The organism is Flectobacillus longus, assembly GCF_030056705.1.
Taxonomy (GTDB): Bacteria; Bacteroidota; Bacteroidia; order Cytophagales; family Spirosomataceae; genus Flectobacillus; species Flectobacillus longus.
In genome coordinates this window covers 41,480-63,872 of the sequence record NZ_JASHIC010000038.1, presented here as the reverse complement: position 1 = coordinate 63,872, position 22,393 = coordinate 41,480, and the positions used below count along the sequence as shown (strand labels likewise).

General features: G+C 34.2%; 12 protein-coding genes and 1 pseudogene. 6 read left to right on the top strand and 7 right to left on the bottom strand.

What is annotated here, in order from left to right:
* Positions 1 to 238: 238 nt before the first annotated feature.
* A complete protein-coding gene (locus QM491_RS23325) occupies positions 239 to 973 on the top strand; it encodes an NUDIX hydrolase (protein WP_283329948.1) in 735 nt (244 codons plus the stop codon).
* Positions 974 to 2,210: 1,237 nt separating this feature from the next.
* Here QM491_RS23325 and QM491_RS23320 read toward each other — a convergent pair.
* Genes QM491_RS23320 through QM491_RS23310 form a run of 3 tightly spaced genes read right to left on the bottom strand, consistent with a single transcriptional unit; the run spans position 2,211 to position 6,990 of the window.
* Positions 2,211 to 3,221 carry a PAS domain S-box protein gene (locus QM491_RS23320; protein WP_283329947.1) on the bottom strand — a complete coding sequence of 337 codons (1,011 nt, stop codon included), beginning with the start codon at positions 3,219 to 3,221 and terminating at the stop codon, positions 2,211 to 2,213.
* Complete coding sequence (locus QM491_RS23315; protein ID WP_283329946.1) at positions 3,214 to 3,651, bottom strand: response regulator; 438 nt, start codon at positions 3,649 to 3,651, stop codon at positions 3,214 to 3,216. The genes QM491_RS23320 and QM491_RS23315 overlap by 8 nt, the downstream gene beginning before the upstream one ends.
* 15 nt (positions 3,652 to 3,666) lie before the next feature.
* Positions 3,667 to 6,990, bottom strand: coding sequence for a PAS domain S-box protein (locus QM491_RS23310; RefSeq protein ID WP_283329945.1), 3,324 nt, complete (start codon positions 6,988 to 6,990; stop codon positions 3,667 to 3,669).
* 1,450 nt (positions 6,991 to 8,440) lie between these two features.
* Between QM491_RS23310 and QM491_RS23305 the strand changes: the two genes are divergently transcribed.
* The gene (locus QM491_RS23305) at positions 8,441 to 9,067 is read left to right on the top strand and encodes a helix-turn-helix transcriptional regulator (protein ID WP_283329943.1); all 627 of its coding nucleotides are present in this window, start codon (positions 8,441 to 8,443) and stop codon (positions 9,065 to 9,067) included.
* A 282-nt stretch (positions 9,068 to 9,349) separates the two neighbouring features.
* On the top strand, positions 9,350 to 9,748 hold the full coding sequence (locus tag QM491_RS23300; protein ID WP_283329942.1) for a LytR/AlgR family response regulator transcription factor: 399 nt from the start codon (positions 9,350 to 9,352) through the stop codon (positions 9,746 to 9,748).
* 698 nt (positions 9,749 to 10,446) lie between these two features.
* On the opposite strand, the gene QM491_RS23295 is transcribed toward QM491_RS23300, so the two are convergent.
* Entirely contained in the window at positions 10,447 to 10,728 is a 282-nt protein-coding gene (locus QM491_RS23295) for a response regulator (protein WP_283329941.1), read from the bottom strand.
* 549 nt (positions 10,729 to 11,277) lie between these two features.
* Here QM491_RS23295 and QM491_RS23290 point away from each other — a divergent pair.
* The 3 genes and pseudogenes from QM491_RS23290 to QM491_RS23280 form a co-directional block, all read left to right on the top strand.
* Positions 11,278 to 12,567, top strand: a pseudogene (locus QM491_RS23290) (S8 family peptidase); the annotation flags it as partial.
* A 607-nt stretch (positions 12,568 to 13,174) separates the two neighbouring features.
* Positions 13,175 to 13,498 carry a DUF952 domain-containing protein gene (locus tag QM491_RS23285; RefSeq protein ID WP_283329939.1) on the top strand — a complete coding sequence of 108 codons (324 nt, stop codon included), beginning with the start codon at positions 13,175 to 13,177 and terminating at the stop codon, positions 13,496 to 13,498.
* Between the two features lie 190 nt (positions 13,499 to 13,688).
* Complete coding sequence (locus QM491_RS23280; protein ID WP_283329937.1) at positions 13,689 to 15,098, top strand: chloride channel protein; 1,410 nt, start codon at positions 13,689 to 13,691, stop codon at positions 15,096 to 15,098.
* Positions 15,099 to 15,181: 83 nt separating this feature from the next.
* On the opposite strand, the gene QM491_RS23275 is transcribed toward QM491_RS23280, so the two are convergent.
* The 3 genes from QM491_RS23275 to QM491_RS23265 form a co-directional block, all read right to left on the bottom strand.
* Positions 15,182 to 17,152, bottom strand: coding sequence for an alpha/beta hydrolase domain-containing protein (locus QM491_RS23275; RefSeq protein ID WP_283329936.1), 1,971 nt, complete (start codon positions 17,150 to 17,152; stop codon positions 15,182 to 15,184).
* A 320-nt stretch (positions 17,153 to 17,472) separates the two neighbouring features.
* Positions 17,473 to 17,835, bottom strand: coding sequence for a response regulator (locus QM491_RS23270; protein ID WP_283329935.1), 363 nt, complete (start codon positions 17,833 to 17,835; stop codon positions 17,473 to 17,475).
* Between the two features lie 170 nt (positions 17,836 to 18,005).
* Positions 18,006 to 22,160, bottom strand: coding sequence for a two-component regulator propeller domain-containing protein (locus QM491_RS23265; RefSeq protein ID WP_283329934.1), 4,155 nt, complete (start codon positions 22,158 to 22,160; stop codon positions 18,006 to 18,008).
* Positions 22,161 to 22,393: the final 233 nt, after the last annotated feature.

The window sequence follows — 22,393 nt, the reverse complement described above, 5'->3', positions numbered from 1 at the left end:
GTTCTTCTCGACAATTAACATGAGTAGAGCCATAAGCCGAAGATGTTACCAGCATCTTCGGCTTTTTTTATTATATCATAATTCCTCTATAGAATTAGAATATTTGTAAATTTAAAACAAATGTAAAAGGTATTTTTAAATAAACAATAGGATAAGTACAATTATTGTTTCATTTTGGCTCAATAAGTTTAATTAGATATTATATTTGTATTGAAATAATTACTAAGCGTTAAACAAAATGGATTTAATACAAGAATTTGAACAGTGGGTTGGTGAAGATACCTATATCAAGCAAGTTTCTATTGACTGTGTAATATTTGGGTTTCATGATAATAATCTAAAAGTTCTATTACCCAAACTTAAATTAGATGAAGACCTTTGGTCTTTGCCAGGAGGATACATTGGTAAAGATGAAAGCGTTTTGGATGCTACAAGAAGAATTCTTGAATCTAGAACTGGTCTGGCGGATATTTATCTTGAACAATTTGGGGTATTTGGTGAATTGAATAGGAATTCCAAAGATTTGGTGAAGACTATCACCAATAAAATTGGAGTAACCACAGAGGAGCACCTTTGGGTTTTTGATAGATTTATTTCTCTTGGTTTTTACGCCCTTGTTGAGTATTCAAAGGTGACACCTCGCCTAAATAACATATTAGATGAATCGTGTGATTGGTATAGTATCAAGGAATTGCCTGCTTTGGCAATCGACCATGACCAAATTATTCAGAAAGGTCTAGAGACTTTACGTATTATGCTAGACCACAAATTGGCAGGTTTTAACCTTTTGGGAGAAACCTTTACGATGAAAGAATTACAGAAAATGTATGAAACGATTTTAGACAAACCTTTAAGAAGAGATAATTTTCAACGAAAAATGTTGGATATGGATATTTTGGAAAGACTCGAAAAACAATATACAGGAGCGGCCAATAAAGCGCCCTATTTATACAAACTGAAAACTATCAAATAGATATCTGAGAAATAATGTCCTTGCCTAAAACAGCTTGCTTTACCTTCATTGAATTTTTTAATTATTCAATTATACCGTAGAGAAAGGTGTGTATTAGGAAAATTTTAAGGAATGCGTTAATCATTTACCAGAGGCTTTGATGGTGATTTTTTGTAAATTATCTATCACTGATAAACAAACATGAAATTTGCTCTTGGAAATATCTATCCCAACGGCATATTTGAAAGCTTGTCATTTCATCACAAAAGACTTTAGAATGAAAAAATACAGACCTACAGACTGGAAACCTTTAGGCGGCATCCCGCATATCGTTTTTGCTCATTAATTCAGGATAATTAAAATGATAATTTCCTTGTGTACTTAGTTCTAACGCTAAAAGGAAAATAAAAAAGTCTTGTCTTTAGGACTACATCGTTCTGAGAAAAACGTGTTTAGCGTAAGTACAGATTACTCTTTTATCCCTGTTTGAAGTAAATACAAAATTGTACTTATTTTAGCAAATAAAAATCTTTTCGAAGATATGAGCGTATTAAGGCAATTGTATTTTGCATTAATACTTAAGTATGAGTGCTGAATTGTGAGTGATGAGTTTTGAGTGTAATTTTATGATTACTAATATTTTATCTCATCAATTTCTTAAATTTAATTCTGCACGATTACTTAAGTTAGTAGGCAAAATAAAATTTAAGATTGGGCTTTGGGCTTTCAGGTAACGGCTTTGGGCGGTGGGTTTTGGAAAAAGCATGGCTGTGGTTATTAAAAAACATTTTAACACTCTTTGCCTTGTGCCTGTTGCCTAGTGCCTAAACACATAACTTAAATCTTATTCTGCACGATTACTTATCTCAAAGTCAATTTAAAATGAAAAAAATAATTGTATTAGTTTGCTTATTGATAAGTACTTTCTGTTCATTCTCACAAAATAGTAAGTCTGTAAATTAATTAACAATCAAAGAGAAAAAAGAAGGTTGGACGTTATTGTTTGATGGCAAAATGAGTAATGGGTGGCATTATATAAAAATCAAATAACTATAAACACTAGAATTATTGCTAAGAGAGCCCTAAAAACCGTATTGCTTGGAGTATGTACGTATTAGTGCTAAATTACAAGAGATGAGTTTTGTGCAACCTACTGGTTAATAATGCTTTATATCGTTACATTCCCATGCTCTAACAAAATGAGGATGGGAATGAATGATTTTAGACGCTATCACAAACTCGATTCTAAAGGTATATGCTATTGTTGCATTGCACTGGTTTTTTGAGTAATCTCTATGATAAGCTTATCTAATTCATGTGCTGAGGTTATCAAGTGCTCAAAAAACATACTTCGTTCTTCTAGCCCCATATCTGGATCAAGCTCAAGCATTTGGATTAGCCCCATTATTCGAGCTAGGGGTGCTCGTACTAGGTGAGACTGTATCCAGGCTATTTCGCTTAATTTTTTATTTTGAATTTCAATAGATTCAATATATTTGAGTTCTTCGGTAATGTCGTTTACTAATATAATTCGAGCATTTCTGCCCTTGTAGCTAATCGAGTTAGCTCTAATCTCTACCATGATTAACTCCCCATTTTTCTTAAGATGTTTAAATATTCCTGAGATAAAATAAGGATGATTTTGCCTAACATTATTGATATCATCTAGTAGCACCGAAACTTCCTCAGAAGGGCGGATATCGGTTATCTTCATTGATAAAAACTCTGACCGACTATATCCGTAGTGACTTACAGCGGCCATGTTGATATTGATAAACTCTAATGTATCTAAATCGTAAACCCACATAGGTTGTGGACTTAAATCAAAAAGTTGATTGTAACGTTCTTCTGAATCTTTGAGTTCTTGCTTTTTTTTACGTCTTTCCAAGCAATAAACAATCCCTTTATAAAGAGTGGTTGGTCGTAAATCGTCTTTGATGATATAGTCATCTACTCCCAGTGAAATAGACTTGATGCTAAACATTAGGTCAGAATTACCTGACAAAATAATGATTGGGAAGTCTCTCGAAATAGGTAAAATTGCTTCTAATAAACTTTGTCCACTTTTATCAGGCAATTGCATATCAAGCAGTATCATATCAAATGTTATTTCAGGGTTTGTTATCCATGATTTTGCTTGTTTGAAAGTTTTACAATGGGTGATTTGTGGCTCACGTATCATTTCATGAAGGTAATCACTGATGAGAATATAATCTCCCATGTTATCTTCGATGACTAATATTTTGTAAGGGAAATTATCTTTAAGCATTTTGAGGTTTGGACAATTGAACTGTTGAAAGCCAAAAGCTTTCTATTTGATTAATAACGGTTTGAAATGAGCTTACATCTACAGGTTTGGTGATATAACAGTTTGCATTGTTTTGATATGCCATTGCTATATCTTTGGGGGTAGATGAAGTCGTAAACATTACTACAGGAATATGTTTGATAGCATCATTATTTTTTATAAATTTTAATACTTCGTGTCCATTCTTTTTGGGGATATTAACATCAAGAAGAACAAAATCGGGCGATGCTTTGTCTGCAAATTTGCCCTGTTTAATCAAAAAATCAATAGCATCTTTGCCATTTCGAACAATACTTAATGACGCCACAAGTGAAGAGTGTTCAAATGCTTCTTGAGTCAATAAAATATCTCCTTCGTTATCCTCAACCAATAAAATATGACCGTTTCTCATAAAGTGTTGTTGCTATTATTTCTTTAGTGAAAAATAAAAAGTGCTTCCTTGATTTTCAATAGACTCTACCCATACTTTCCCGTCTAACATTTCTACTATTTTTTTGACAATTGCCAAGCCTATTCCTGTTCCAGGGTATTCATCTCTAGTATGTAGGCGTTGGAAAATGGTAAATATGCTATGAAAATATTCTTCTTCTATACCTATGCCATTATCTTTTATCGAAAAAATCCAGTGAGTTGGTGATTCTTCACATTGAATTTCTATAATAGGGTTAACATCTGCTTGTCGATATTTAAGAGCGTTACTAATAAGATTTTGAAAAACCTGTTCTATTCGTAGCTTATTTGAAAATAGAATAGGCATTTTTCCAACCGTTATTTCTGCATGACTAGTATTAATTTCTGTTTGAAATACAAGTAGAGCTTGCTTTATGACTTCTCCAATATCTACTTGCTGTTTTTGTTCCTCAATTCTACCTACTCTTGAAAAATTAAGTAAGTCGAGTATAATTTGTCGCATTCTAACAGCTCCATCTGTTGCATACCAAATATATTGTCTACCACGCTCATCAAGAACCGCGCTATATTTGGTTTCAATCTGGGACAAAAAGCTCGTAATCATTCGAAGAGGTTCTTGCAAATCATGAGAGGCTACATAAGCAAACTGTTCCAGTTCGTTGTTAGATTCTTGTAGTTGTTTGATATGTTCTTCTAATTCTAAATTTAGCTTTTTTAATTCAAACTCTTGCTGTTTTTGTAGGGTAATGTCGCGGCCTATACCCAAAACGCCGATAATAATATTGTCTTCATTTTTTACGGGAACCTTGGTAGACTCTAACCACAAGTCAGCTTTTCCATGTGATGCGTGAAGTTGTGTATAATCATGTATGGGTTCGCCAGTTCTAAGAACATGCAAATCATGCTCTAGTCCAATTGCTCCAAGGTCTGAATCAAATAGTTCTAAGTCTGTTTTACCCAATACTTCTTGCTCACTACTTGCACCCAAAAATAAATAATCGACCCTATTACTGATTACTTTTCGAGCTTCGGTATCTTTGAAATAAACAGTTTCAGGAAGATTGTCAATTAATGTACGCAACAGATTTCTTTCCTCTCTTAGTTTTTGATTTGCTACTTGGGCTTCTGTAATATCTCGTGCATAGATACTCGTTAGTCCTTGAGCTGGAAAGCATCGAATCTCAACCCATTTATCGATAGGGGTATAGTAGGTATTAAAAGTGATAGGAATATTTTCTTTTCTTGATAAAGTTAGATTCACATAAATATCACTTTCTTGTCCCTCAGGAAAAACATCCCAAATTATTTTTCCTACAATTTCTTCTTTTGGTACACCTGTTAATTTGGTGGCCTGAGCATTCCAATAAGTCACAGTCCAGTTTTGATCTAGGGTCAAAAAGGTATCTCCAGTTGTTTCAAGAATTTCATTTTTTTGATGTATAGCCTCTTTTAAAGCTAGCTCAATAACTTTTCGGGTATTGATGTCTTGAATACTTCCATAAATTCTTTCACATTTGCCGTTGACAAAACTGGCTTCTCCGATTACTTTAACCCATCTTTCGGTACTATTGGGTAATAAAATAATAAACTCATCACTCCAACTTTCGCCTGTCTGTACTGCTTTTTTGATATAGGCTGTAGCACGTTCACGATGTTCTCCTTCACGATAAATATCAAATAAAGAATTCATGCTAATGAGTCTAAATTCTTCTTGAGTATAACCAAATATTTCGCTTACATTATCAGAAACAAAAATATTTTCAGTTCTTAAATTGATTTCCCAACTTACAATTTTAGATAATAAATTAGTTCTGTTTAATAATAATTGAAGCTTACGCTCATCTGTTATATCTCTTCCGATTGCGAGTAAATGTTTGCCATCTAATTTTACTGAAGAGCGCCAAGCTATATTAGCGATTTCTCCAGATTTTTTGATGTACCGATTTTCAAACACATATACCTTTGAAAAATCTTTTTCGGATTCAAATGCTTCAAGACTTGTTTTTTGATCTTCGGGGTGGATAAATGTATGAAAGCTTTTACTTAAAAGTTCATCTTGGGAGTAACCTAATACTTCGCAAAAAGAAGGGTTGACTTTTTTGAAGAATCCATCAAGTCCCAATACACAAATCATGTCTGGGGCATACTCAAATATCTGTGCTAATTCTTGCTCGGTTTGTTTTCTTTCTAATTCATTTATTAGGACTTCTCCAAGCTCATACAAGCACATTCTTACTGAATCGGATAGGTTGTCTTCTTTTATTCCTAACAGTAAGGCTCCTTGTAAACCTTTCGATGCTTTTAGAGGTAACCCTATAATATTGATATCTGATAAGAAACTTTTGTTTTCTAAATAACTTCTAGATTTTTTAGACATTACCTCTTTTACAAAATTATAGCCTGTATTGTAATGAGGAAAAATCAAATTTTCATGGTGCCCATAACGAACAATATCATCCTTAAATGTATTAATCCAAACTTCGATACCTGCCCCTTTCAATTCTCGAATAATACTTGAACATATTTCTGATAAGATAAAATCAAGCTTTTGGTCAGAGCTAAAAAGTGTCCTAATCTGTTTTTTTAGAATTTCTTTACATTCTTCATTTTTTTGAGATGTAATGTCTTTGGCTAGAACTAGCCAGTAAATTATTTCAGTGTTGAGGTCGTTATAAATAGGGCTAATTTTAATATTTGCCCAAAAACTTTCTTTTGACTTTTTATATTGTAGCAATGAAATTTCGGCTATGCTCTTTTTCTGGAGTGTTTCCTTCAGATGATATATCTGTCGCCAATCGGTATTGGGGCCATTTAATATTTGTATTGTATTGCCGATAACTTCGCTCAAGCCAAAACCTGTAAGCTCACAAAAAGCTTGATTGACATATACGATTTCAGGTAGTTCGGTTTTATCTTGAAGTCTTTCTAAGATTAATACAGCATCGGTGGTATGTGCGACGACCTTTTCAAAAAAATTTGTATTATTGATTAATGTCGATTCTTGAGCTGAGACTGTCAGCAGTATATATACACCATGATTATACTCAAAATAGCAACATTGAATTTCTATATGCTCATGTTGTAATGTATTTGCGATGTCTGATTTAGTGCGTAGAGATTCTTGTATAACAAGTAGGCTACATTCAGCAAAAGAAGCCTTGAGAAATGGGATAAACTCTTGATATTTTTTTTTAAGGGGCTTAGAACTAATGCCCATCATCTTAGTGAAGGCATCATTTATGTCGGCGATAATGATGTCATTACCAATTATCTCAAATAGTAGATATGGTTTTGTGAGTTGCTTGATTACATTCAACATATATTCGAATAGTTAAGAATATACAAACTTAGATTATCAATTTGGGTGATAATATATGATTTTTTACAGTTGAATTTACTTAGGTAAAACAATTTTTCATTGATATTGTTGAGCAAAAATAGAAAATTCTTCTATTATGAATATTATAAAGCATTTAACAAAATAGAAACCTCTGTAGAACTTGGTACTAGAAAAGAAGGGATATTTTGATATGAAAAATTTACTCAAAAATGAAATACTCTTATAGTGAGTGAGATATATCATATTTACAGTTACACTATTTTATAGTTAGAGTGTTGTCTCTCTTTAAAACCACTGATGATAATGTTTTTAAAATATCTTTTTCGTTACAACTTTATCCTTTTATTGACTCTCAGAAAATTAAGTTGTGCTTCTCTCTACTCAGAAAAAGTGATTCTATCAGGATTACTATTCAGATTGTACACAAAATCTAGATGCTGTAACGAAAAGTTACCATTCGTGACATTAAATAGCTACTTCATATCATTGAAGCCAGTTCATAGATTTTTAGGACAAACTTTTGCATGTAGTATTTCTACCAGAAAATAAGAATGTGCAGTATTTTTGGGGAAGCTTACATAAGCACTAATACTTGAGCTTTTTTAAGACATAAATATAATCCTTACTTTAATATTTTAATACGTAATAGATTTTATCTCGATTCATTCTGATAAAGTCTTGTACTATTTTTATTTTAGATTTGCTCTTCCTTTTTTACTTTGCTACTTGTGCTGACTCTCTTAATCTACTATATTATGTTTTGACTTATCTTCCAATGAATTAAATCTAGGGAGATAGTTGGATAAAGCAATGAAGCTAAGTCACTATTTTTTGTAGTAGAGACTTAACTTTCTTTTCTTACTAAAAACAAAGTTTATAGATAAACTGCCTTGCTCTAATTATAGCTCTTTAAAATATGTATTATTCGGGTAGAATATTACCAACCGTTTGATACCCCAGCATGCTATTAATCCAACTTTTAGCTTCTATTGGAGAGGTTACAAATGCTTGATTTATAAAATAAAAAGTACTACTACCTTTTTATACGACTACACAAAAGCCATTATAGCGCTATATATTCCTTCCTGTGTTCAGAATAAATACAATAAATTTTGATTGTTCTGAATATTAATTACAAATTTCTTCAAAAGACTCATATTGTTATGATGTATTTGTTATAATTTATATTGTAATAGTTTTATTTTCTTTCTTGTGTTTTTTTTAAAACAAGAAATTAGTCGATTTTCCTTCTTTTTTTTCACTTACCCCTAATTCAAGGGATTTTAGAAGAAATTAAAACTAAATACATTTGTAATGTTAATCAAACATACGTTTGATTAACATTACAAACATCTCTTACTTTTAATCGTTTTAATAGCCTCTTTGTTTAATGTTAATTATTCATTTTTAAAAACATAACGACAAAAATATGCAGATAGGGATTATTGATTATAATAGTAGTTTTAGAGAAATGTTAAAGAAGTACCTAACACAATTGAATGAAGTTGAAGAAATAATTACAGATTATCGCATTGAAAACTTTTTGAAGAAAACCAAAGAAGATAAAAACATCAGTATAATTTTTATACACGAAAAAATTATAAGAGCTTCTTCTTTTGGAGAGCTTCAAGATATTAAGAATAAATTCCCCAAATCACGTATTGTGGTAATTAGTGGAGGTGATACAACAGATCCTGTTTTAAATTGGATTAAAAAAGAAATTAAATTTAACATTTTAAATGCTCTATCTGAAGCTCATTTTATTGAGATAATTGAGAAAATTAGAAATGAAAATTTAAAAATATCACCTGATTTATTGTTGACAATGCTAAAGAAAGTAACAAAAGACTCTCAAATTAAAAATATTGGTATAAATATTATATTGTCGAAGCGAGAATTAGAGGTAATGAATAATTTACTTAATAGGTTGACTTACAATGATATATCTATACTTCTTCAAATAAGCCCTCATACTGTAAATGATCATGTAAAGAAAATTTATTTCAAGCTAAATATCAGCTCAAAAGGAGAGCTACTGTCTTTATTTATTCCTTAGAGATATGTAAAACTCTTATCTGAATCTGATTATTCTGACTTGAGTAAGTTAATTCACATCTGTCGGATGGTTATAGCTACAATCATATTGTGATTACAACTCAAATATGATCACTATTTTCCTGTTATCAAAAGTCATTTTTCGACACTCTTAAATTCATAATTTTCACACATCATATCAATAGATTTACTCACTTTAGAAACGCTAGAAATAGTGTCTCTAAAGCGTATATCCCCTTAACTATCAAACCGTAATTATATTTTATCAAAACTATTTTAGTATATGGTTTACTTAAACAAGTCTGGTGATTTTTTGGTATTACCTAACCCAGAAAATCAAGAAAAAGAAACAAATAAATATATTTTTATAAAGCAAAACTCTTCATATAAAAGACTTACTTACAGTGACTTAGTTTTGGTGATGAGTTCGGGAAACTATGTAGAGTTACTCACTTTTACACAAAAAAAGTTTATCCTAAAATCAAGTATTTTACAAATTACTAATGACTTGAATTACGAAAAAATGATTCGGATTCATCGCTCTTACTTGATTAACATTGATCACATCATTGAATTTAGTTTACAAGATGTCACCCTTAGCAACGGTTGTGTACTTCCCATTGGAAAAAATTTTCAAGAAAATTTTCTTCAAGCTGTGCTAAAAATTTCTATTTCTGCCTAAGGAGACTAATTCAACATTAATGATATTGAACTAAACATACCAACCATAATATATTATACACATGATCACTGAAGTATATAATTTAGCTTTCCTGATGGGAATTATCATCATAATCGTACTCTTTATAGGAGGGTTCTATTTATTTAAAATGCAAATGAGAACTACTCAACGTAATCAATGTCCTCATTGTAATCAGAATTATGGAAAAAGAATATCTACTCCATTTGTATATGATACCTTAAGAAACATTAAACACATGTCAATCAAAACTTATAAATGTTTGTCTTGTAATAGTGTTTTTTTTGTTAAATATCATTAAAATCTTAATACAACTATTAAGATTTTAATGATATGTTATAATACAAAATAAAATTGCATTATAACGCATTGCGATGTAAGCCATTGGCCGTAAGCAAAAAAGCTTATATTATTTCTCATAAAATAATATAAGCTTTTTTGCTTACGGCTTAATGCGGGGAAATTATTTTAATTTTGCCCGATAACTTATTGTTTGGAGTGAGTAGCCACCAAAATTTGCTCATTGATTAACTATTTAATTGGAATCAAAAATGACTTTAGGATTGGATTTTGTTTGATATCTACAAGATGTTTTAATGTTAATGGTTTTACAAGAAAATCAATAACCATAGGATAGGTAAATGCTTTGCTCTTTTCGAGGTCATCAATGGAGGAGGATACTATAACGACATAAATAGTACATGAAAGAGAAGACTTAAGGTATCTAACAAGCCCCATCCATTCATAATAGGCATATTCAAGTCAAGTAAGACTATATGAAAATCGTCATTAGTATTATGATTGGTAATATTATAATTTAAAGCTTCAGCGCCATTCAAAAATTGATTAGGGGTACACGCTAACTCTTTTGTAACCAAGAATCTGTGTAATAACTGTATGGCTCTATCATCATCAACTAGTGAGATGTGAACGGTCGGACTTAAACTTGGAGAATTAGACATAAATTTTTTAATTTTGGTTTAAAAATGTGTTAGATTTCAAGCTTCATAACCAATTTTGTACTCCATATCTTAAACAAATATTCTACACTCTTAGTGTTTCTGTACACGATTTTTCCTTCATTTTCGGTCAAAAATAATTTAGGCTTTATTTTGCTCCAGTTATCCACCCCAAAAGTACAAACCCCTTTAATTATAATTAACTTTTACAGCTAGTTACTCCTTTTACTATAATATTTGAAACATTAGATGATTTTTTTAAACAATAAATTCATTTAATATAATGATTATTCTTCAAATGTGTAAAATATAATATTTTAAGTGCTTGATTTTCAAATGATTGAATTTTTTAAGGAAAAACAAAACTACCACTTGTTAAATTACAATTTAAACTTATTTATTTATTGTTATTTTTTAGTAGATTGCTGACGTTATAATAACCTTAACATACTCAATTTACATGAAAAATCAAATCCAAACTCTGACATGCTTAGTGGCATTTGGCACTATTCTAGCTTCTTGTAGTACAGACATTTAGATAATGCTCCTTCAACTTCCAATGCAAGTGCAAGTAAAATTGAAGCCGTTAATTTTGAACCAAATGAAGTTTTGATAAAATTCAAAACAGGAACTTCTGATGCCAAAAAGGCACAGATATTATCCAAAATAGGAGGTAAGGTAAAAGAGAAAATCTTAACTAAACTGATGCAAAAATTTGGCGATAATGAAGGTGTTAATTTAATTGAGATACCAATAAATGCTTTGGAAGCAATAGGAAAATCCAAAGATTTGGCTGAGATCGAATACATAGAACCCAACTATATATACACACACAATGCTACATCCAATGACCTGTACTATACTAATGGGTCCTTGTGGGGAATGTATGGTTCAGCAACTACACCTGCCAATCAGTTTGGTTCACAAGCAGCAGTGGCATGGGCAAATGGAAAAACATGTACTAGCAATGTTTATATCGGTATCATTGATGAAGGTTACATGTACACGCACGAAGATTTGACTACAAACGCAGGTGTGAACCCAGGCGAAATTGGAGGCAATGGTGTTGACGATGATGGAAATGGATTGATTGACGATACTTATGGATGGGATTTTGCAAATAACGATAATACAGTGTTTGATGGCTCATCCGATGACCATGGTACACACGTAGCAGGCACAATTGGTGGTAAAGGTGGAAATGGTATAGGCGTAGCAGGGGTTTGTTGGAATGTTAAACTTTTGAGCGCAAAATTTTTAGGTTCGAGAGGAGGTACTACAGCTAATGCTATCAAGGCTGTAGACTATTTTACAGATCTAAAGTTGAGACACGGAATCAATATTGTTGCCACCAATAATTCATGGGGAGGGGGAGGCTTTTCACAAGCTTTGCAAGATGCTATCTCTCGTGCAAATAACGCAGGTATTTTATTTATTGCTGCTGCTGGAAATAATAGTAGCAATAATGATGCTACTGCTAACTATCCATCAAACTACAATGTTGCCAATGTCATAGCCGTAGCCTCAATTACTAATACTGGAGGATTATCGAGTTTTTCTAATTATGGAGCTACACAAGTTGACTTAGGAGCGCCAGGTTCTGATATCTATTCAACTGTTCCTGTAAGCTCAAAGGGTAAAGTTATATCAGGTTATGCAAGTTATAATGGCACTTCTATGGCAACACCGCATGTCACAGGTGCTGTTGCGCTTTACGCTTCAATTAATACAGGTGCTACGGCAGCTACGATTAAAAGTGCATTACTGTCTTCGGTTACAGCAACTCCATCATTATCGGGGAAATGTGTAACAGGAGGAAGACTTAATGTTAATTCGTTCTAACAGAGTAGTGCTCAAGAAAGTTGCTCTTCCAACATATCGTCATTCCTAATTTAGTGATTTAGCGATTGAATGAATGAGTGATTAATTTAAAATTTGTATTCTGGCAGCATAGACGCAATGATTGCGTCTTAAGCCAAGTCATATCTAGCATAATAGCATCAAAAAAGCGGTTAGAAAATATTTTCCGACCGCTTTTTTGATGAAAACTTAGAGAATAACCCCAATCTTAAAATTCGGGATGACTCATGTTGTATTTTAAAAAAGATAATTAATCCTGTTTGTTAAATAAGGTAGTGGGCAAAATTAAAATAAATTTTACCCGCTTTAAGCTCTAGGCTTTATGCTATAGGCTATAAGTTGAAAAGTATTTCTCATGTAGTAATAGAAACTTTTTTGCCTAATGCCTACGGCTTACAGCATAAAGCGTATTAATGCAATTTTATTTTGCATTAATACTTAAGTAGCCGTTCAAAATGAGATCTAATCGATTGAAAGTATAAGATGATGATAATTAAAAATTTATATTCAAAATTCGTCACTCATAATTCATCACTCAGAAATCCGCCTATTCGCTTTAACTTTGTACCGAATCTTAAAACAACAAGTTATGCTACTTCATCATATTGTTTCGCCTGAATGGTGGGCTAAATTTGAAGGATTATCCCATTACGAATCCGAAACTTTAGCACAAGAAACCTTTATTCATTTTTCTACACCCGAACAGGTAGAAGGCACACTCAATCGCTTTTTTGTAGGAGTTCCTCGTTTGATTTTACTACATATCAACCAAGACTTATTAGAAGCAGAATTAAAATTTGAATCTGCTGGTGACCATGGTGTTTTTCCACATCTGTTTGGTAAATTAAACATGAATGCAGTGTTTAAAGTGGAAGAAATACAGCCAGATACAAATGGCGTTTGGAAAAGATAGGACTTGTAATTTTCTCATATCAATAAAGTGCCTTAATTATCCTAATTTCGTAATTTAGAATGAGGATTATTGAAGCACTTTATTTTTATATTAACTGATAACTAATGAAATTCTAATAAATTGCGACAAACCAATAATCTATTTTTGTATCTAATCAATCAAAAAAGGACTCATTTAATCTGCTAAGAAATTGAATTTTTCAAGGAAACGAAATATTGTAAAGCTCAAAAATCATCCTTTTGGAAAGATCTTTTGGAGTTATTTTGAAGAACTTTATCTTCGGACCTTATCAACTAATCAATCGCTCAGAAAACAAACGTTTCAAGTAATTCCATACCTTGTAGGAGCACTTATTACAGGTACAGTTGCTTTTTTGTATAGTCGTATTTTTAGTTTGGCTGAGCATGGGTCTATTTTATTATTTGAATATTCACCGCTTAGTGTTTTTGTGATTACTCCGCTTTCGTTTGTGTTGTCTTGGTGGATAGCACAGCGGTTTGCACCGTACACCAAAGGCAGTGGGATACCTCAAGTAATGGCAGCACTAGAGTTAGAAAAGCCAGAAGAAAAGTCTTTTATCCGTTCTTTTGTAGGATTTAAGGTGATTTTGGTAAAGATATTTTCTAGCGCTATAAAAGTGCTTGGAGGAGGTATAGTGGGTAGGGAAGGTCCAACTATTCAAATTGGGAGTTCAATTTTTCTGGAAATAAAAAGGGCTTTGCCTAAATGGTGGATTAATATTTCCGAAAAAAATATGTTGATTGCAGGTGCTGCTTCAGGACTTGCTTCGGCATTTAATACTCCCTTAGGCGGCGTGATTTTTGCGATAGAAGAACTCTCAAAATTTCATATCAAATATTATAAAACGCCTCTATTTATTGCAGTCATTACCGCTGGTTTAACGGCTCAAGGACTGGGTGGCTCATATTTATATTTGGGTACTCCCAAAACAGGTTTTGAAGGATTGAAAGTAATCGTAGGAATCGTGATAGTTGGGGTACTGGGAGGATATTTAGGAAGTAAAATGTGCGTTTTACTTTTGAAGTTTATGCAGTTTTTTGGCAAAATAACCTCAAATCCTAGGAAAGTACTCGTCATTATTTTATGTGGATTATGGGTAGCAACAACAATATACTTTTTGGGTTTTGAAGCAATGGGCTCTGGTAAAGAAATTATGGAGCGAGTATTATTTACCAACTATAAGTCTGTAGAATGGTATCTGCCCCTTGTAAGAATTGTAGGGCTTATGACCTCGTTTGGATTTGGAGGTGCTGGTGGCGTTTTTGCACCGTCCCTAAGCACGGGAGCTACTGTAGGTGCGTATGTCTCGCAGCTTTTACATCTAACAGGAGGTAACGCCAACTTACTAATTCTGATTGGAATGACTGCATTCTTGACAGGTGTTACACGTGCGCCTTTTACAAGTGCAATCATTATTTTTGAAATGACAGATAGGCATTCAATTATTTTCTTTTTGTTAATTGGCGGGTTTTTAGCAAACATTATCGCCAATTTCGTTTCATCACATTCATTTTATGACCAACTAAAGGATTTGTATTTGAAAGATGTGAAAGAGAAAATAGAAGTTAAGAAAGAGTAATAGGGGACAAGTTTTTGGATAGAAATAACATAAATAAACCCACAACCTAGAAGTATTACCTAGGGTTGTGGGTTTGTAATTGCTTACTCAAACAAACTATTCTTTTCTGCTTTTTTGATTTCTCGCTCTGCATCCTCTGGGAGCATGAGTCCTTCTTTTACCATATCTTCGGCTGCTTTTTTGACTAATGAAACATAGTGTTCGGAGTTGCCATATCTTTCTTCTAGTGATAAACGAGGATCATTTTTTACTAATCTTTCTGCTTTGGTTTTGGCAAATGGTAGAAAATATCCGTCTAACGGCGCCAAATTTCCTTCGCCATAGCCTTTGATTCTGAGCGACCAGCCCGTGTAAGTCCCTAACGGAACTCGTCTTGTTAGTGTATGTAATCCACCGATTTCGTTATTATCTTGATCGACTGTGGGTACCAGAACTGTATAAACTTTGTCTTTGATGAGTTTGGCTGGTTCATGGACAATGCCTGTCATCCATTTTGCTTGAAACTCCTTGCCAAAGTCCCTAACCGTGTAGCCATCAACCAATCCTTTGAATGGAATATTGGGAAGTGTTTGCCAACCGATCTCGGTACTTTTAGCAAGCGTTTTGTCTGCCACCTTAGGATATTGGCTCGCAGGCGGATTTTTACCTTCCATCACCCACTGTTCTAGTGCCACATGTAAGGCACGCCATGAATCATTAAAAGAGTTAGTATTGTTAGACTGCCCTGTGATTTTATTGATATTTTCGTTTGGTGCAGGTCCGTGCTGTGTACTGGCAAAATGATAAATTCTGACATTTTTAGGAATTTCCAAGTCTGTTTTACCATATACATCTGTGGTACGAAGCGACATACGCATTTGCCAATATTCTGTTGAGCTTACAGTATGCATAATTTTGGGTAAAAATCCTTGCTTGGCACAGTTTTCCAGAATGCCTCCAGTGGTGCCCGATAGCGGGTCGGTGGTGATATTCCAAGTAAAAGGAGCTTCGTTGCCAGCAAACAGTATTTCTTCATGCTGTAATCCTGCACCTCCAGGGCGCCCAAAACGGATGTTAACCGAAGTTTTGCGAGTAGCAACGTGTACGTTTAGTCCATCAAAAATAATTTGATTTTTTTCACTTGCATTAAATCCTAGATGAAGGAATGTTCTCAAAAAATTACCACATTGTGACACGCCTATCGCAACAGATTTTTTGATATATCCTGCTAATGGGTTTTCGGAGCTTTTATCATAACGACAAAAATCTACTATATCTCTAGTTGCGGCAAGTCCCAAACCTAAGACTAAAGGGTTTTGTGCGGTGTATTGAAATTCATAGATATAATTCGGGTCAAAACCACCCTTTAGTGAAAGTTTGGTTGTACTCGGTACGCAGTCGCCTTTACTACAGTCACTAAAAGACCACTCTGTCGATGGAATTTCGACAGGCTCATCTAATGGGTTAAATTTTCGGGTTAGACGTGCTGTTTTGGTATCTAAACTGGCGGTTTCGTAAGGGGTATGGAATTGTCCAGTGAAAGTTGTGCCACTCAAAGGAACAGTTGGCATAAGTTCATTTACGATAAACTCGGTATGGAGCTTACCCATAATGGTTTTGCCATTTTGTGTTGCTACTGGTACTTTAATTTTAATCTTACTATCGCCATACAAATCACCCTGCCAGCCTCCCCAAAGGAACACATAACCTCGTTTCATGAGTGTGGTATCTGGTCCATACGCATTGCCTCGGTTCGGAACATTGTAAAATAGTAAACCATTGGATTTACTCATATCTACAGGTTTCAGCATCACAAACTCAGTGACATATTCAACCATACCATGGCTGTTGCGAGGGGCAAGCGTAATATCTTGAATGATTTTGTTGTGAGCCTCAAAAGGATTTACTTCACCATAGGCCAATCCTGTAATTCTCACAAAGGCGCCTATATTGCCAAATACACGGCCATTTTGATAGGATTCTTCCTTGAGGATTTCAATTTTAGTGATTTTTGCAGAAACAGAAAAGCTGCCTATTGCCCACAAGAATAGAATAAATAACGTAATTTTTTTCATAAAAAATTGGTTGAAGGAGAATGAATTTGGGTACTGGTACAAGTATTCAGATAGCATTTTGATTTACAATAATTGGATTAATCTTGTACTTAAATGGCTACAAATATAGAAGCTGTTTAATCATTTTCGTTACAGCTGAATAAATTCACCCGCTAAATGGAATCCTTGTTCAAGAAATCTTCAAATTGTGAACTTTAACGTCTATTTCACTGTGTGAAGTTTTACTAAAAAGCAAAACCCAAGCCTATGGGTTTTAGCTTGGGTTCTTTTTTAATGCAGTAATATGTAAGGACGGTTTTAATTTGAAATGTTGTGACTCATTAGTTAAGATGAATGAGTCTTTGTGCTCTGAGTAGTAACTCATTCATTCTGAATGGTTTTTCTACAAAATCATTGGCGCCTAATCTAAAAACGTCATTGATGGTATGCTCGTTACTGGTGCCAGACAAAACTAAAATAGGAGTGTCTGAAAACTTAGATTCTCGAATATGCAGTATCAACTCTTTTCCTCCAGGATAAGGCATGTTCAAATCAGTAATGACTACATCTGGTTGTAAATTGTCGAAATGTTCGATGGCATCTAAACTATTTTCGGCACTAATCACTGTACAATCGTTTCTAGAAAATTTGTCAATCAATAGTTTTCGAAGAAGTGGTTCATCTTCAGCAATTAGTACTTTCATTTATGAAGTTTTATGGGTTGTTATTGGAATTGTCCAACAACATACCTACGAAATTGGATATAATATGGATTTAGTCAAGAAGGTATTTTTTAAAAAAATTAATTAAATAGATGCTTTAAGGAGTAAGTTCAAAGCTTACAGCCTATCACGCATAAAATGTTCACTCATACTTAATTCTTATTTACGTTCTTGTGAATTTTGGCGTATTCAGATGGCGCATATTGATATACTTGTTGGAACATTTTTCTAAAATATTTGGCATCTTCAATCCCCACGATGGTAGCTACCTCTTGTACCCGTAAATCGGTGCTGGCTAAAAGTTGAGCAGCACGCTTTAAACGAATATCCCGAATAAACTCTACCACCGACTGACCCGTAATAGATTTTATTTGGCGATAAAAACCTGATTGACTCATAGCCATTGCTTTTACCAACTCTTGTACATTAAAATCCTGATTGCTCAAGTTTTCTTCCACGATTTTCATAGCCTTTTCCAAGAAGGTTTTCGTATCATCAGGTATTGAAACAGCACTTGGCTGAAGCAATATTTGTCGTTGATAATAATCCCGAATCAAAAGGCGATTGTGTAGCAGATTTTGGACTTTGGTCTGTAATAACTGTGGATGAAAGGGTTTTGACAAATATTCATCCGCACCATTTTCCAAGCCTTCAATTTGGTGTGCTGCCGCCGAGCGAGCCGTCAGTAGCACCACAGGAATATGGGAAGTTTTAGGGTTTTGTTTCAGTTTCCGACATAGCTCCAAGCCGTCGATATTAGGCATCATGACATCGCTGATGATGAGATCTGGCATTAACTGGCTGGCTTTTTCCAAACCATCTTGACCGTCTACGGCAGTAAAGGTCTGATAATGAGAGTCAAAAAGTTTTTGAATGTATTGACGTACTTCAGGATGATCTTCTACAATCAATACTTTTTGGGCATGACTGGCATCATGGTTTATATTGATACTTTGGAGCGGTTGCGGAGTATTTTGCAACCAAGAAAGCTCTTTTTGCGCATTTTGCGTAATTTCTTCAGGCTTCAAATGTGTAGAACCATACGGGAGTTTTATGGTAAAAGTTGTCCCTTTTCCAATTTCACTTTGAACCAAAATTTCACCATGATGCGCTTCGATAAATTGTTTTACCAATGACAATCCAATACCTGTTCCTACCAATTTCATGGTTTCAGTATGTGAGGCTTGAAAATAGGGGTCAAATATCTGTGAAAGCGCTGATACTTCCATGCCAACGCCGTTATCCTGAATGGATATTTCCAGATAATTATCTGACAATAGGTGATTTTCAAAAAGGGCCTCTTTACTTGGATTGCCTTTTGTTTTGACTATCACCTGAATTTTTCCTCCCGATTCTGTGTATTTGAAAGCATTGGAGAGAAGGTTTGTAAGAATAATTTCAATTTTTGAAGAATCAAAAAACAGTTCGACTTCCTCTTGTGGTAAATCAATGGTATAATCAATTTGTTGTTCTTCAGATTTTAACTGAAAAATCAAAAGAATTTCACTCAACATCGGAATAATATTGTCTTTGCTGGCCGAAATAGAGATATGCCCTGACTCTACTTTTCTGAATTCTAATAATTGATTGACCAAATCATATAATTTTTTACTTTGCTGATGTACCAGTAGCAATTTGCTTCTAAATGGACTTGGCGTAGTAATCATTTCCTCCAATGGCCCTAAAATTAAGGTTAGGGGAGTTCTTAATTCATGCGAAACATTGGTAAAAAAACGAAGTTTTAGGTCGGTTAACTCTTTTTCTTTTTCAGTTTTAAAGGTTTCCAGCGAAAGTTCATTTTGTAGTTTTTGATGGCGCAATGTAATTTTACGATACAAATACAAGCCAGCGATAATCAAGCTTAGATATAAGAGATACGCCCACCAAGTTTGATACCAAGGCGGTAAAATATGAATCGTAATAGTTTCAATTTTAGACCATTGTCCCTCGCCATTATACGCTTTTACATAGAGTTTGTAATAGCCCGAAGGTAAATTAGCGAAATTGGCAACACGAGCATTGGAGCCTACATACACCCAATGCGGATTGTATCCCTGAAGCTTATAAGCATAACTTGTTTTGGCAGGATTGGCAAAATTTAGTCCCACAAACTCAATTGAAAAGTCATTTTCATTCGCATGAATTTCAAGCTCATCGAGTTGATTAAAAGGCGCAGGAAGCACCACTCGATTGTTGATTTCTTCCCCAATTTGTACCGTTTGGTTAAAGATTTTAAGGTTGGTAAAACGAACAGTTGGCGCTTGTAGGCTTGGTTGGATTTTTTCAGGATTAAAATACGTAACACCCTTAATTCCGCCCAAATAGAGTATCCCTGAAGCATCTTGATAGGCCGCACCTACTTTGAATGAATTACTCTGAATACCATCGGCTACGTCATAATGTATCCATTGTCCTGATTTTGGACTATATCTTCCCAACCCAGAGCCTCCAATCCAGATATTTCCTTGTTTGTCTTGCAAAATACCTTCAACATTTGATTCTGGAATATTGATGCGTCTGACAAGGTATTTACCATTTTTAAGGCTTTCAATTTTGTTTAATCCTCCGCCAATCGTACCTACCCAAATGGCACCTGAAGGGTCTTGAACTTTTTGCCAAGCAAAATTGACACTCAAAGAATTTGGATTGGTTTCTTCAAAACTAAATTTTTGTAATAACTTTAGCCCAGTGGTTTGAATTTGAAATAACAAAACACCCATATCGCGCGTGCTTGCCCAGATTTGTTCCTTGGTTTTGTCATACAAAAGATGTGTGAATTGTCGAGCCTCAAGGTTGTTTTTGATACTTGAATATACGTTGAGAACTTTACCTGTTTTATCCATTTTTAAAATTCCATTTTCAAAAGTAGCTATCCAGATATAACCATCTGAGGTTTCGATAATGCTTTCGATACTGGTTGAAGGAATAGATAAATCAATTTTATGCAAAGTCCCATTTTGCAAAATATACAAACCATTGTAGCGTGTACCCACCCAAAGTGCACCGTTGGTATCCATAAAAAGTGTAGATACGTCCGTACCTGTGGCGTCGCCCTTTAGTTCTCGATTGGCAAAGTTTGTGTAGGATTTGGTATCAAAATCATATTTTGAAAAACCATTTCGGGTGCCTATCCATAGCCAATTATGCTTAGGGTCTTTTAATACCGCATTGACATAATTGTTGGGTAGGGTAGGAGTTTGAAAAAAACGACGTTGGATATTTTCAAAAGGCTTTCTTTTTAAATCTACTTTATTTAATCCACCTGCTGAGGCAGCCAACCATAAAATATGGTTAGAGTCTTCATATACCTGATGAATCCGCCCTGAATTGATGCTATTAGGATTGTCATCTTTGGGTAAAAATACTTGAGGCTTACTTTCAAGTACACGAGCAGGCTCACTAATGTCGGCCCAACAATAAAGTCCAAAGTTGGTGCCTACCCACAAACGATGAAACGAATCGATGCTGATACACTCCATATCTTCAATGGAAGTGGAAGCTTTGTGTAAGATGAAATTTTTGAACTCCCGCTGTTCGGCAGGACTGATAAAGTATAGGCTATTATCAGCGCCAATCCATAAATTACCTTTCGTGTCAAACTGTAAGGCACGAACTGTTTCAGTGGGGAAGGGTGCTTTTCGCGCTGATGTTTGTTGAGCAGATGATAGGAAAAAAAGCCCTTGATTGACTGTTCCAATCCAAACTTGTTGTTTGGCATCTACTACGACCTCATTGGCCATATATTGTAATTGGTTTCCTAAAATGGCGATACGACTTATTTTTTCTAAAACGTGCGTATCATTCAGCGTTAGGACAAACACGCCGTCGCGTGTGCACGCATAGAGGTGATTGGATTGGTCGCTGGCAATCGACAAGATACTAGCTTTACGAAGCAATTGTATTGTCGATTTATCAACGGTGGCGCTAATGTTTTCGGCAATGTTGACGAATTTATCTTTGTTGACATCATAATAACCGAGTCCAGCACGTTCGGAGCCATACCATAAAGTACCATTGTTTTGTTTATGGAAAACATGAATTCTGTTCGAGGTAAGTCCATTTAAAGGATTTACTGGAAGTTTATATTTCTTTAATTCGAAGCCATCATAACGGGCAATGCCGTCGTTGGTACCAATCCAAATAAACCCCAGATTATCTTCTACCACACACATGGCATCGCTATGTGGCAAGCCCTCATTTACGGTGAGGTGCTCAAACTGAAATTTGTTTGAGTTTGTTTGAGCTGATGGCTCTTTGTGTACTAAAGCCATCAGCAAAAGCACAAGAAATAATTTTACTACTTTCATACTATTAACATTCAATCGTCTACACAGAATCATATTTATAAGGAAAAGAGGTAGAAGGACTACTGTAGTTTTAGTTAAAAAAACTGATTTCCTGACAAAATTGTGTAAAAATAACACAAATTAAGCTTCTGTGATTTTATCCCCCGTTTTTGACGAAAAAAGCCCCCGTCTGACCCACCGTTACCCCTTAGTTTTGTATTATTCAAATGTAGGATTTACCCATTCTTAGACAG